General features: G+C 66.3%; 11 protein-coding genes. 10 read left to right on the top strand and 1 reads right to left on the bottom strand.

Going from position 1 to position 13,063, the window contains the following annotated elements; translation table 11 throughout:
• The first annotated feature begins 23 nt into the window (after positions 1–23).
• From lepA to BMY71_RS22665, 7 genes are all read left to right on the top strand, one after another.
• Positions 24–1,835: a translation elongation factor 4 gene (gene lepA, locus BMY71_RS22635; RefSeq protein ID WP_041805577.1), complete on the top strand. Its 1,812-nt coding sequence runs from the start codon at positions 24–26 to the stop codon at positions 1,833–1,835.
• A 37-nt stretch (positions 1,836–1,872) separates the two neighbouring features.
• Complete coding sequence (locus BMY71_RS22640) at positions 1,873–2,136, top strand: DUF4258 domain-containing protein (protein ID WP_092686195.1); 264 nt, start codon at positions 1,873–1,875, stop codon at positions 2,134–2,136.
• Positions 2,133–2,327: a DUF2283 domain-containing protein gene (locus BMY71_RS22645; protein WP_092686196.1), complete on the top strand. Its 195-nt coding sequence runs from the start codon at positions 2,133–2,135 to the stop codon at positions 2,325–2,327. The genes BMY71_RS22640 and BMY71_RS22645 overlap by 4 nt, the downstream gene beginning before the upstream one ends.
• Before the next feature lie 447 nt (positions 2,328–2,774).
• Positions 2,775–4,595, top strand: a complete 1,821-nt coding sequence (gene aceK / locus BMY71_RS22650; RefSeq protein ID WP_092686232.1) for a bifunctional isocitrate dehydrogenase kinase/phosphatase — start codon at positions 2,775–2,777, stop codon at positions 4,593–4,595.
• Positions 4,596–4,829: 234 nt separating this feature from the next.
• Positions 4,830–5,579, top strand: a complete 750-nt coding sequence (locus tag BMY71_RS22655) for a sulfate transporter family protein (RefSeq protein WP_092686197.1) — start codon at positions 4,830–4,832, stop codon at positions 5,577–5,579.
• A gap of 671 nt (positions 5,580–6,250) precedes the next feature.
• Positions 6,251–7,207, top strand: coding sequence for an alpha/beta fold hydrolase BchO (gene bchO, locus BMY71_RS22660; protein ID WP_175557765.1), 957 nt, complete (start codon positions 6,251–6,253; stop codon positions 7,205–7,207).
• A gap of 322 nt (positions 7,208–7,529) precedes the next feature.
• Positions 7,530–9,092: a S10 family peptidase gene (locus BMY71_RS22665; RefSeq protein ID WP_175557763.1), complete on the top strand. Its 1,563-nt coding sequence runs from the start codon at positions 7,530–7,532 to the stop codon at positions 9,090–9,092.
• Positions 9,093–9,160: 68 nt separating this feature from the next.
• On the opposite strand, the gene nth is transcribed toward BMY71_RS22665, so the two are convergent.
• Positions 9,161–9,937, bottom strand: coding sequence for an endonuclease III (gene nth, locus BMY71_RS22670; RefSeq protein ID WP_092686200.1), 777 nt, complete (start codon positions 9,935–9,937; stop codon positions 9,161–9,163).
• A gap of 22 nt (positions 9,938–9,959) precedes the next feature.
• Between nth and BMY71_RS22675 the strand changes: the two genes are divergently transcribed.
• The 3 genes from BMY71_RS22675 (at position 9,960) to gpmI (ending at position 13,029) form a co-directional block, all read left to right on the top strand.
• Positions 9,960–10,475 (top strand): DUF2244 domain-containing protein, encoded by a 516-nt coding sequence (locus BMY71_RS22675; protein ID WP_092686201.1) that lies wholly within the window; start codon positions 9,960–9,962, stop codon positions 10,473–10,475.
• A 52-nt stretch (positions 10,476–10,527) separates the two neighbouring features.
• Positions 10,528–11,424: a methylated-DNA--[protein]-cysteine S-methyltransferase gene (locus BMY71_RS22680; RefSeq protein WP_092686233.1), complete on the top strand. Its 897-nt coding sequence runs from the start codon at positions 10,528–10,530 to the stop codon at positions 11,422–11,424.
• A 90-nt stretch (positions 11,425–11,514) separates the two neighbouring features.
• A complete protein-coding gene (gene gpmI / locus BMY71_RS22685) occupies positions 11,515–13,029 on the top strand; it encodes a 2,3-bisphosphoglycerate-independent phosphoglycerate mutase (protein WP_092686202.1) in 1,515 nt (504 codons plus the stop codon).
• Positions 13,030–13,063: the final 34 nt, after the last annotated feature.

Genomic DNA, 13,063 nt, shown 5'->3' on the forward strand with positions numbered 1-13,063 from the left:
ACCGCCGATGCTATCCCGCGACCATGACCACCGTTCCCATCGACAACATCCGCAACTTCTCCATCGTCGCCCATATCGACCATGGCAAGTCGACGCTCGCCGACCGGCTGATCCAGATCACCGGCGGCATGTCCGACCGTGAAATGGCCGGCAAGGAGCAGGTGCTCGATTCGATGGACATCGAGCGCGAGCGCGGCATCACCATCAAGGCGCAGACCGTGCGCCTGAATTACCGCGCCAAGGACGGCAAGGACTACATCTTCAACCTGATGGACACGCCCGGCCACGTCGACTTCGCCTACGAAGTGTCGCGGTCGCTGGCCGCCTGCGAGGGCTCGCTGCTGGTGGTCGACGCCTCGCAGGGCGTCGAGGCGCAGACCCTCGCCAACGTCTATCACGCGCTCGACGCCGGCCACGAGATCGTGCCGGTGCTCAACAAGGTCGATCTGCCCGCCGCCGAGCCCGACAAGGTCAAGCAGCAGATCGAGGACGTGATCGGGCTCGACGCCTCCGACGCGGTGATGATCTCCGCCAAAACCGGCCTCGGCGTGCCCGACGTGCTGGAGGCGATCGTGACCCGACTGCCGCCGCCGAAGGGCGACCGCGGCGCCACGCTGAAGGCGCTGCTGGTCGACAGCTGGTACGACGTCTATCTCGGCGTCGTCGTGCTGGTGCGGGTGGTCGACGGCGTGATGAAGAAGGGCCAGCGCATCCGGATGATGGGCACCGGCGCCGCCTATGACGTCGAGCGGGTCGGCTTCTTCACCCCGAAAATGACCGCGGTCGACGAACTCGGCCCCGGCGAAATCGGCTTCATCACCGCGGCGATCAAGGAAGTCGCCGACACCCGCGTCGGCGACACCATCACCGACGACAGGAAGCCGATCACCGAGATGCTGCCGGGCTTCAAGCCGGCGATCCCGGTGGTGTTCTGCGGCCTGTTCCCGGTCGACGCCGACGATTTCGAGACGCTGCGCGCCGCGATGGGCAAGCTGCGGCTCAACGACGCCAGTTTCTCGTTCGAAATGGAAACCTCCGCCGCGCTCGGCTTCGGCTTCCGCTGCGGCTTCCTCGGCCTGCTGCATCTGGAGATCATCCAGGAGCGCCTGAGCCGCGAGTTCGATCTCAATCTGATCGCGACCGCGCCCTCGGTGATCTACAAGATGAAGCTCAACGACGGCAGCGAGATCGAGATCCACAATCCGGTCGACATGCCGGATGTGGTCAAGATCGCCGAGATCGAGGAGCCGTGGATCGAGGCGACGATTCTGACGCCCGACGAATATCTCGGCTCGGTGCTGAAACTGTGCCAGGACCGCCGCGGCAATCAGAAAGAGCTCACTTACGTCGGCGCCCGCGCGATGGTGAAATACGACCTGCCGCTCAACGAGGTGGTGTTCGATTTCTACGACCGCCTCAAGAGCGTCTCGAAGGGCTACGCCTCGTTCGACTATCACCTCACCGACTACAAGCCGGCCGATCTGGTGAAGATGCAGATCCTGGTCAATGCCGAGCCGGTCGACGCGCTGTCGATGCTGGTGCACCGCACCCGTGCCGAAGGCCGCGGCCGCGCCATGGTCGAGAAGATGAAAGAGCTGATCCCGCCGCACATGTTCGTCATTCCGATCCAGGCGGCGATCGGCGGCAAGATCATCGCCCGCGAAACCGTCCGCGCGCTGCGCAAGGACGTCACCGCCAAATGCTACGGCGGCGACATCACCCGTAAGCGCAAACTTCTGGAAAAGCAGAAGGAGGGCAAGAAAAAGATGCGCCAGTTCGGCAAGGTGGATATTCCGCAAGAGGCGTTCATTGCGGCGCTGAAGGTGGATAGCTGAGGGGGCGCCTGACTGAGGTTTTCCCGCGGAGATCAGCATGGCCGCGACCAAGCCTCTGACCTTCACGAAACATGCTCAAGATGCCATCCTTGAGCGGAAGCTCGAACTCGGCTGGATCGACAGGACGGTTCGCGAGCCGGACTGGTCCCATCCCGATCCGGTGCGAACCGGTGTCGAGCGCCGATTTCGCGCCATTCCGGAATTCGGCGGACGCATTCTTCGCGTTGCGTGCTTGGAAAACGCCGATGAAATTCGTATCTTGACGGTATTCTTCGATCGAGATGCACGAGGCCCGACATGAGCCCGATCGTTAAGTATCAGGCCGCCGACAACGCCGCCTATATCCGACTGTCGGGAGGCGACATTCTTGAAAGCGCCGAGGTCGCACCGAACGTGGTGTTCGATTACGATGCCGATGGTCGCATCGTCGGCATCGAACTACTCGACGCCCGGGCGCAATTGTCCGCCGAGCTTCTCGTGGACGCTGCGTAGCCAGAAGGCATCCTCAAGCCGCCGCCCGCCATCATCTTTGTGCCCGAGAAGCTCGGCGACACCAAGACGTTGATCCCGGCGTGCCCGATGGTGTCCGATCTCCCGGAGTTCAGACGCACCCCGCCGCTGCCCTGGCACTGTTGCTCGGGCCGGCCCGCTGGAGCCCCATCGAGTCACCGCGCGCTCGCGGAATTGCGGTTCCGCTCTCCCGCTCCCAGCCCGGCAACGACCCATCCCCCGCGTGCAGGTCCCCACTGCCGAACGACTTCACGGCTCGGGTCCCCGCTTGCGCCGGGCCGCTCCCGCCCCGCCGCGCCGAATTGCCGCTGTAAACGCTTGGAGTGTTTGCGTCAGATCACGCCTTGCGGGCGCGATCGGCTGCACAATCGACGATCAACCATGGACGAGCCCGGCCGGTGCGCCCGCACGCCGGCGACGATCGACAGCATGACCACGCCCCACCAGCCTCTCAGCGCCTCCGACCTCGAAGCCGCCACCCGGATCGCCGAGCCGGATTTCGAGCTGCTCGACGCGCTGATCCGCACCGACGATCCGGACGATCAGGCCCACACGCTGGCGCGCGTGGCACTGTCGGCGTTCGACAATTACTACGCGGTGTCGCGGCGGATTCCGGCGCTCGCCAAGGCGGCGTTCTATGCGCGCGACTGGCCGGCGACGGTGCGGCTGTCGAAGATCCGGATCGGGCTCTACACCGCCTGCATCGATCAGCTGGTGCCGCTGCTGAAAGCCGGGCTGCCGGAACTCGCCAATGACGAGAAGGTCTGGGTGCGCGCCGAGGCCGAGTTGCTGGCGGCGATCGCCGGCCGCTACGAGGCCGATTTCGCCTTCGCCTTCTGGCAGTCGCTGCGCCGCAAGCTGGTCAGCGACGAGTGGCGGCCGGTGTCCTATGATACCGGCCCGGCGGCGCGACCGCCGGCCGCGATCGCCGCGGTGGTCAGGACCATCGCCGCCACGCTGCCGATCCAGCCGGAGGTGATCCGCAATGTGCTCGACGCCGCGGGCTTCACCGGCCCGTGGCGTGATCTCGACGGCGACGCAGCGCTGGCCGCCGCCGCGATCGAGGCGGCGCTGGAGCCGCTCAGCCCGCGTGCGGGCGAAACCGCGAAGATCGAGATCGCCGAGTCCGGCTTCTTCCGCAATCGCGGCGCCTGCCTGGTCGGGCGGATCAGGCTGCGCGACCGCGGCGACATGCCGCCGCGCAACATCCCGTTGCTGGTCGCGCTGCTCAACGAGGACGACGGCCTCGTCGTCGACGCTGTGCTGTGCGACAGCGACGAGCTGCAATTCGCGTTCTCATCGACACTGGCGAATTATCACGCCACCAATCCGCGCTATCACGAGCTGGCGCGGCTGCTGCACGAGCTGATGCCGAAGCGGCCGCTCGGCACGCAATATTCCTGCATCGGCTTCCATCACCTCGGCAAGGTCGCGGTGATGAACGAGATCCTCACCGAGCATCGCAGGAGCAAGGAAAAGCTCGCCACCGCGCCGGGCTTCAAGGGCACGGTCGCGATCGCGTTCACGATGCCGTGCTCCGCCTATGTGCTGAAGATCATCCGCGACCATCCGACCGACGACTACAAGTTCGATTATTTCGACGGGCTGGACGCGGTGCTGCGCAAGTACAATCTGGTGCACGAGATCGACCGCGCCGGCTCGATGCTCGACAACATCATCTATTCCAACGTCAAGCTGGCCCGCACGATGTTCGCGCCAGATCTGCTCGACGAGTTGCTCGAGGCCGGCATCGGCACCGTGACGCTGGAGCGCGACGCGCTGGTGTTCCGGCATCTGATCGTGCAGATCAAGTTGACTCCGCTGCCGCTTTATCTCACCACGGCTGCGGCCGCCGACGCCCGCGCCGCGGTGATCAATCTCGGCGACTGCATCAAGAACAACGCCGCCGCCGACATCTTCAACAAGGACCTCGACGGCCGTAACTACGGCGTCAGCCGGATCCGCAAAGTGTATCTGTTCGACTACGACGCGGTCGAGCAGCTGACCGAGGTCAAGGTCCGCAGCACCCCGCCGATGCCGCGCGCGGAGGATGAGGACGGCGTGGTGTTCCGCCCGGCGCAGATGCTGGAGGGGCTGCGGATCGACGATCCCGGCCTGCGCCGTGCCTTCCGCGACGCCCATCCCGAGCTGATGCAGCCGGACTATTGGGAGGGCATGCAGCACGCGCTGCGCGCCGGCAAAGTGCCGAAAGTGATGAACTACCCGACGTCGCGCCGACTGCGACGATAGCGCGGCAGGAAGCGTCGTCCCGCGATGCGCCCGCTCCCACGCTTCGAAGCGTCATCCGGAGGTGCGCGCCCTTGCGCCTCGAAGGATGGGCGACGCGTGCCTTCGGCCGATCCCGCGCGAGGCCACGCCAGCGCGCGAGCGACGCGCTCGCATTCGCTGCCGGCTCGGCGGCCTGCCCTTGCCGAACGCGGCCATCGTCTCTACCTGTCGGAAGGTTTTTCTGAGGACGCCGCCATGCTCGACGCCGCCATCAAGGCGCTGACCCAAATTCTGTCGCCGCCGATGCGCTCCATCCTGTGGCGCTCGATCGGCTTTGCGCTGGCGCTGATCGCGGTGGCCGCGATCGGTCTGCAACGGCTGCTGAGCTGGCTCGCCAACTCCAGCGAACTCTGGGCCGAAGCGGCGCTCGGCGGCTTCCAGACCCCGCTCAATATCCTGTCCTGGGTGTTCTCGATCGCCGCCGGTCTCGGCATCGTGGTCGGCGCGGTATTCCTGATGCCGGCGGTCACCTCGCTGGTCGCGGGCATCTTCGTCGACGAGGCGGCCGAGCACGTCGAGCGCGAATATTATCCGAGCGACCAGTCCGGCGTCGCGCTGCCGGTCGGCATCGCGATGATCGAAACCGTCAAGACCGCGCTGCTGACCATCCTGGTTTATCTGGTCGCGCTGCCCTTCCTGTTCTTCGCCGGCGCCGGCGTCATCGTGTTCTTCGTCGCCACCGGCTGGCTGCTCGGCCGGGAGTATTTCGAACTGGCCGCGATGCGCTTCCGTCCCGCCGCCGACGCCAAGGCGATGCGGCGCGACAACGCCACCACGGTGTTCATCGGCGGGCTGATCATCGCCGCCTTCGTGTCGATCCCGATCGTCAATCTGGCGACGCCGTTGTTCGGCATGGCCTTCATGGTGCATCTGCACAAACGGCTGTCCGGCTCGCGCCCCGAACGGATCGCACCGGATCGGCGCGACCGCATCGACGCTCGCTGACGACGTCGGGCGCGCCGCATCCTCGCCATCAAGCCCGGACCTGATCCGGGCATCCATTTTCTTCGCGACGTCGACGGATTGCCGGATCAAGTCCGGCAATCCGGAGGCTGTCACTCCGTGCGATCGTGGCGTCGCCAACGGCGCCTGACCGCCTGGGCGACTTCCTGCGCCGCGCCGCCGACGATCATCAGCAGGAAATTCGCGAAATGGGATATTTTCATCGGATCACTCCCTTTCGTGGCGAGCCGGCCGCAATTCGCGCGACGACCGTTCCATTCAGCTCACCCCGCAGTTGTTAGTTGCAGCCGGGCTCTCCTCTTCAACCAAATATGGAGCGATTCTCCGCGCCGAGAACAGAAATGCGCAGAACCGCCGACGATTTCACGCTTGTCGCGACGCGCTGACAGATTTCGTCAAGCCGACTGATCAGAATGAAGGGCGCGCGCGCCGGATGTGTCGCGTACCGCTGACACCATCTGTCAATCAAATACGCTGACGGGCGTGGGCATGATCAGCCGCGAATGATCAGCGGCTCGCTATCATCGAATGAGCATCATCGTCGATGACCACGCAGCAGTTTTTTAGGTAGCGCGTGGAACCGGGCGTCACTCTGGCGTTTGACAGAATGCGCCGGCGATGGTGCCATGAGCGCATAACGAGACGGCTGCATGATGCGCGCGCTCAACGACAACAACCTTCCGCCTCGCACGCCGCGCACCGCATCTCATACCAATCCGCGCTGGGATCACGAAGGCCGTGACTGGCCCAATCGGGATGCCAGCCAGTTCGTTCACGCCGCGGGCCTGCGTTGGCACGTGCAGCAGATGGGTCGCGGTCCGGTGCTGCTGCTGATCCACGGCACCGGCGCGGCGACCCATTCGTGGCGGATGCTGGCGCCGCTGCTTGCGGAGCACTTCACCGTCGTGGCGCCCGATCTGCCCGGCCACGGCTTCACCGAGACGCCGCCGCCGGCGCGCATGACGCTCGATGCGATGGCCCAGGATATCGCGACGCTGCTGCGCGGGCTTGGTCACCAGCCGGTGCTGGTCGCGGGCCATTCCGCGGGCGCCGCCGTGCTGGCGCGGATGTGCCTCGACGGCAGCATCGCGCCGGCCGGCCTCGTCGCGCTCAACGGCGCGCTGCTGCCGATCGGCGGCGCGGCGACACGCTTGATGCTGCCGCTCGCGCGGGTGCTTGCGAGCAGCGCGATGGTGCCGCGGCTGATCGCGCGGTTCGCCCGCAATAAGGGCATGGTCGAACGGATGATCGCCGACACCGGATCGTCGGTCGAACCGGCCGGCATCGATTACTATCGGCGGCTGGTCGGCAGCCCCGGCCATGTCGCCGCGGCGATCCGGATGATGGCGAGCTGGCGGCTCGACCGGCTGGCGCAGCAGCTGCCGGGGCTTGCGACCCGCCTGCTGCTGATCGCCGGCAGCAACGACAAGACCATCGCGAGCCAAGATTCCGCGCGGGTCCACAGCATGGTGCCGGGCGCGCGGGTCGAGATCATGCAGGGCCTCGGCCATCTCGCCCATGAAGAGCGGCCTCACGACGTCGCCGGCATGATGATCGAACTCGCCCGCAACGCCGGCCTGTTGCCGCGGATATTCGCCGCCGCGGAGTAAGCACGGAATGCTGCGCAGCGGTGATTCCCATCGGCGGAGTATGTGGGTCGCCAGCAGCATCGTCTTTGCGAAAAGAGTTTGCTCAAAACAGTCGTCATCGCCCGGCTCGACCGGGCGACCCAGTATCCCAGAGCTTTCGTGATGAACCCCAGCGCTCTGGCGCATGGGATTCGCGCTCTCGCGGGATGACCGTGAGGGTGTGGCGCAAGCTCACGATTGTCGCCAAACCGACGCAGTTCTGCGCTCAGCTCTCTTCCCTGAACAATCAACCCGTCGACCGTGCCGGCCGCATGCGCCGCCGTTCGTTCTGAAGGAGACATTGATGGCGCTGTCGCCCTGGGCCTTTTGCCGCGCCGCGATGGCGTTGATGCTCGTCACAACGGCGACGCTCGCATCCGCGCGGGCGCAGGACGCCGCGCCGGCGTCGCAGCAACCGGCCGCTGCGCAGGGCGGCAAATCCGAAACCGGTGGGTCGCGCGGCAAGGCCGCCGCAGCGTCGTCGGACGCCGAACAGCACCGCTTGCCGGCCGACTCGGTCACCCGGCACACGCTGGCGCTGCCGGGCCGCAGCCTGTCCTTCGCCGCCACCGCCGGCTCGATCCGGCTGTTCAACGACAAGGCCGAGCCGCAGGCCGACATCGCTTACACCGCCTATCAGCTCGACAATGCCGAGGCGCGGACGCGGCCGGTGACCTTCCTGTTCAACGGCGGCCCCGGCGCCTCCTCGGCCTGGCTGCAGCTCGGCGCGGCGGGGCCGTGGCGATTGCCGATCTTCGGCGAGGCCGCGGTCGCCTCGGCGACGCCGGCGCTGCAGCCCAACGCCGAGACCTGGCTCGACTTCACCGACCTCGTCTTCATCGATCCGGTCGGCACCGGCTACAGCCGCCTCGTCGCCAGCGGCGACGACGTGCGCAAGCAGTTTTATTCGGTCGACGGCGACGTCGACGCGATCGCGCTGACGATCCGGCGTTGGCTCGAGAAGCACGACCGGCTGCTGTCGCCGAAATACGTCGGCGGCGAGAGCTATGGCGGCATTCGCGGCCCGCGTGTGGTCCGCAATCTGCAGACCCGCCAGGGCGTCGGCGTCAAAGGGCTGATCCTGGTGTCGCCGCTGCTCGACTTCCGCGAATACTCCGGCTCGAGCCTTCTGCAATATGTCGCGCGGCTGCCAAGCATGGCGGCTGCAGCGCGGCAACAGAAGGGGCCTGTCACCCGCGCCGATCTGACCGACGTCGAAGCCTATGCGCGCGGCGAATTCCTCGCCGATCTGATCAAGGGCGAAGCCGACCAGGCGGCGACCAATCGCCTCGCCGACCGCGTCGCGACGCTGACCGGGATCGACCCGGCGGTGAGCCGCCGCCTCGCCGGCCGGCTTGATACCAGCGAGTTCCAGCGCGAGTTCGATCGTGCCAATGGCAAGGTGACCGGTCGCTTCGACGCCTCGGTGCTCGGCTTCGATCCGTTTCCGGACTCCAGCGACGCGCAGTTCAGCGACCCGTCAGCGGACTCGCTGATCGCGCCGCTGACCAGCGCCGCCGCCGAGCTCACGCGCAATCCGCTGAAATGGCGCCCGGACGGCTCGTATCACCTGCTCAACAGTTCGGTCGCGCAGCAATGGGATTTTGGGCGCGGCCGCAACCCGGTGGAATCGCTGACCCAGCTCCGCGAAATCCTCGCGATCGATCCGAAACTGCAGGTGCTGGTGACGCACGGGCTGTTCGATCTCGCCACGCCGTATTTCGCCAGCCAGATCGCGATCGATCAGCTGCCGCCATTCGCATCGAAGCGGATCAAGCTCGTCACCTGGCCCGGCGGCCACATGACCTACGCCCGCGACGACGCAAGAAAAGCGCTGCGCGGCGAGGTCGGCGCGATGATGAAGTAGTCGCTCCAAGCACAGAGCCGTGATCCTGTGCTCGCTCGCAACCAACGCTGAGTCGTCATCGATAGCGCCTACGCCACCGTCTTCTCCGACCAGCGGCACAGATCGTTGATCGGGCAGACCTCGCAGCGCGGCTTGCGGGCGAGGCAAGTGTAGCGGCCGTGCAGAATCAGCCAATGATGCGCGTGCTGCATGAACTCCGGCGGGATCATCCGCTCGAGGGCGAGTTCGACCGCCAGCGGCGTATCGCCCGGCGCGAGGCCGGTGCGGTTGCCGACGCGAAACACATGCGTATCGACCGCCATGGTCGGCTGACCGAACGCCATGTTGAGCACGACATTGGCGGTCTTGCGCCCCGCGCCCGGCAGAGTCTCCAGCTCGGCGCGCGTGCTTGGTACTTCGCCACCAAAGTCGGTGATCAGTTTTTGCGATAACGCAATCACGTTCTTCGCCTTGGTGCGAAACAGGCCGATAGTCTTGATGTAGTCCCGCACCCGCTCCTCGCCGAGCGCCAGCATTTTCTGCGGCGTATCGGCGACCGCGAACAGAGGACGCGTCGCTTTGTTGACGCCGGCATCGGTCGCCTGCGCCGATAGCACCACCGCGACCAGCAGCGTGAACGGGTTGAGATGTTCAAGCTCGCCCTTCGGCTCCGGATTGGCCTTGGCGAAGCGGGTGAAGGCCTCGCGGACCTCGTCCGCGCTCCAGCGGCGGAGGCGTTTTGGCCTGTTTGCAGCCTTGCCTGATTTTTGCCTTTGCTGCCTCGGCTTCGCCGCAACGCTGGACGCGGGAATTTTGGCGGATTTGGCGACAGCTGGCGCGGGCGCGCGGCGGGTGATTTTCTGCATGGGTGAGGTATAATATTCCGCGATGGCGTTAGACACCGATCTTGATCCGGAATTGGCGCAGCCGAAACTGTTTTCGGCGCTGCTGAAGCCGCATCGCGCATTGAGTCACAAGGCTTTTCTGGTGCTGATGGGAGTCCTCGGCACGATCAGCTTCGCCGCCGGCGTAGGCTTCTGGACGATGGGCGCGTGGCCGGTGTTCGGTTTCTTCGGCCTCGACCTGCTGGCGATCTATATCGCCTTCAGGATCAGCTTCGCCCGTGGCCGCGCCAGCGAGGAAATCTCGATCACGATCAGCGAGTTACGGGTCCGTCGCATTTCGCATCGCGGTCACGTGGCGGAGTGGGTGCTGAATCCGCTCTGGGTCCGGCTGGAGAAAATCGTCCACGCCGAGTTCGGCATCGAGCAGCTTTATCTGGTCTCGCGCGGCCGCCGCGTCAGCGTCGCGAGTTTTCTCGGAGCGGAGGAAAAAGCAAGCTTCGCCAACGCCTTGACCGCCGCCTTGGAGGCCGCGCGGCGCGGCCCGCTGGTTCGGCATTGAGGCCCGGGGAAATCGGGTGGTCGCGGCGAGGCGCGCGACCTACATCGGGAGCATGATGAATCTCGCCGCAGCCGACCAGCGCCTCGCCAAGCCCGGCCCCCGCGACGCCGCGCTCGCCGACTATGATTCGGTGCGGCGCGCGATCGCTTTCATCTCGCAGAAATGGAAAGCGCAGCCGACCGTCGAAGCGATCGCCGACGCGTCCGGGCTCACGCCCGACGAACTCCACCATCTGTTCCGGCGCTGGGCCGGGCTGACGCCGAAGGCCTTCATGCAGGCACTGACGCTCGACCACGCCAAGAACCTGCTGCGCGATTCCGCCAGCGTGCTCGACGCCGCGCTCGAGTCCGGCCTGTCCGGCCCCGGCCGCCTGCACGATCTGTTCGTCACCCACGAGGCGATGTCGCCGGGGGAATGGAAGAGCGGCGGCGCCGGCCTCACGCTGCGCTACGGCTTTCATCCGTCGCCGTTCGGCGCCGCGGTGGTGATCGCCTCGGAACGTGGCCTGGCTGGTCTGGCCTTCGCCGATCCCGGCGAGGAGCAGGCCGCTTTCGTCGACCTGCAACAGCGTTGGCCGCGCGCGACCTGCATCGCCGATCAGGAGTTCACCGCGCCGTTCGCACAGCGAGTGTTCGACCCGGTGCAATGGCGCTCCGAGCAGCCGCTGCGCGTGGTGCTGATCGGCACCGATTTCGAGGTGCGGGTGTGGGAGACGCTGCTGAAGATCCCGCTCGGCCGCGCGGTCTGCTACTCGGACATCGCCAACAAGATCGCCGCGCCGAAGGCCTCGCGGGCGGTGGGCGCGGCGGTCGGCAAGAACCCGATCTCCTTCGTGGTGCCGTGCCATCGCGCCCTCGGCAAAGGCGGCGCGCTGACCGGCTATCACTGGGGTCTGACCCGCAAGCAGGCGATGATCGGCTGGGAAGCGGGCCGGCTCGGGGCGGGCTGACTCTCCGGCGGACCGATTGACGCAGGCGGGCCGCGATCATAGGTGTGGGGAGCGCCCAAGCGCGCCCCCGCACTCAGGAAAGTCCTTGCCATGCAGTCCCGTCGCCCCGTGATGCTCGTAATCCTCGATGGCTGGGGATGGCGCGAGGACCCGGCAGACAATGCCGTGCTGCAGGCCAACACCCCGACCTTCGACGGGCTTTGGACCAACGGCCCGCATGCCTTCCTGCGCACCTCCGGCAAATCGGTCGGGCTGCCGAACGGCCAGATGGGCAATTCCGAGGTCGGCCATCTCAATATCGGCGCAGGCCGTGTGGTGATGCAGGATCTGCCGCGGATCAGTGACGCCATCGCCAGCGGCGAGATCGGTCAGGCGCCGGAACTGCTCGCCTTCATCGAGACATTGCGCGCCAGCGGCGGAACCTGCCATCTGATGGGCCTGGTGTCGCCCGGCGGCGTGCATTCGCTGCAGGATCATGCCTGTGCGCTGGCCAAGATCCTCGCCAAGGCCGGCGTACCGACGGTGCTGCATGCCTTCACCGACGGCCGCGATACGCCGCCGAAATCCGCGGTCGACGACATCGCCCGGGTCCGCGCCGAGCTGCCGCCGAATGTGCCGATCGCCACCGTCAGCGGCCGCTATTATGCGATGGACCGCGACAATCGCTGGGAGCGCGTCAGCAAAGCCTATGGGGTGATCGCCGACGCCGACGGCCCGCGTTTTGCGGATGCCGATGCGGTGGTTGCGGCCGGCTACGCCTCCGGGGTGAACGACGAGTTCATCGTTCCTGCCGTGGTCGGCGACTATCAGGGGATGCGCGATGGCGACGGCGTGCTGTGCTTCAACTTCCGCGCCGACCGGGTGCGCGAAATCCTCGCGACACTGCTCGATCCCACCTTCACCGGTTTTCCGCGCAAGCGCGTGCTGAAGATCGCCGCTGCCGCCGGGATGACGCAGTACAGCACCGCGCTGGATGCCTTGATGCGCACGATCTTTCCGCCGCAGAGCTTGGTGAACGGCTTAGGCCAAGTGGTCGCCGCCACCGGCCGGCACCAACTGCGGATGGCGGAGACCGAGAAATACCCTCACGTCACCTACTTCCTCAATGGCGGCGAGGAAGTCCCCTATCCGGGCGAAGACCGCATCATGGTGCCGTCGCCCAAGGTGGCGACCTATGATCTGCAGCCGGAAATGTCTGCGCCCGAACTCGGCGACAAGGCCGTGCAGGCGATCGAATCCGGCAAATACGACATGATCATTCTCAACTTCGCCAATCCCGACATGGTCGGCCACACCGGCAGCCTGCCGGCGGCGATCAAGGCGGTGGAGACCGTCGACACCCAGCTCGGCCGCATCGTCGCCGCGATCCGCCAGGCAGGCGGCGCACTGCTGGTCACCGCCGATCACGGCAATTGCGAGATGTTGCGCGACCCAGTCACCGGCGGCCCGCACACCGCGCACACCACCAATCCGGTGCCGGTTCTGCTGGTGGGCCATGAGGGTCCGCTGGCCGACGGCCAGCTGTCCGACCTCGCGCCGACGCTGCTGAAGCTTATGGATCTGCCGCAGCCGGCGGAGATGACGGGCCAATCGCTGATCGGTTAGCAGCACGCGCGGCGACATCGCCGCGCGGCCATAC

It is taken from the genome of Rhodopseudomonas pseudopalustris (assembly GCF_900110435.1).
In the GTDB taxonomy this organism is placed as follows: Bacteria; Pseudomonadota; Alphaproteobacteria; order Rhizobiales; family Xanthobacteraceae; genus Rhodopseudomonas; species Rhodopseudomonas pseudopalustris.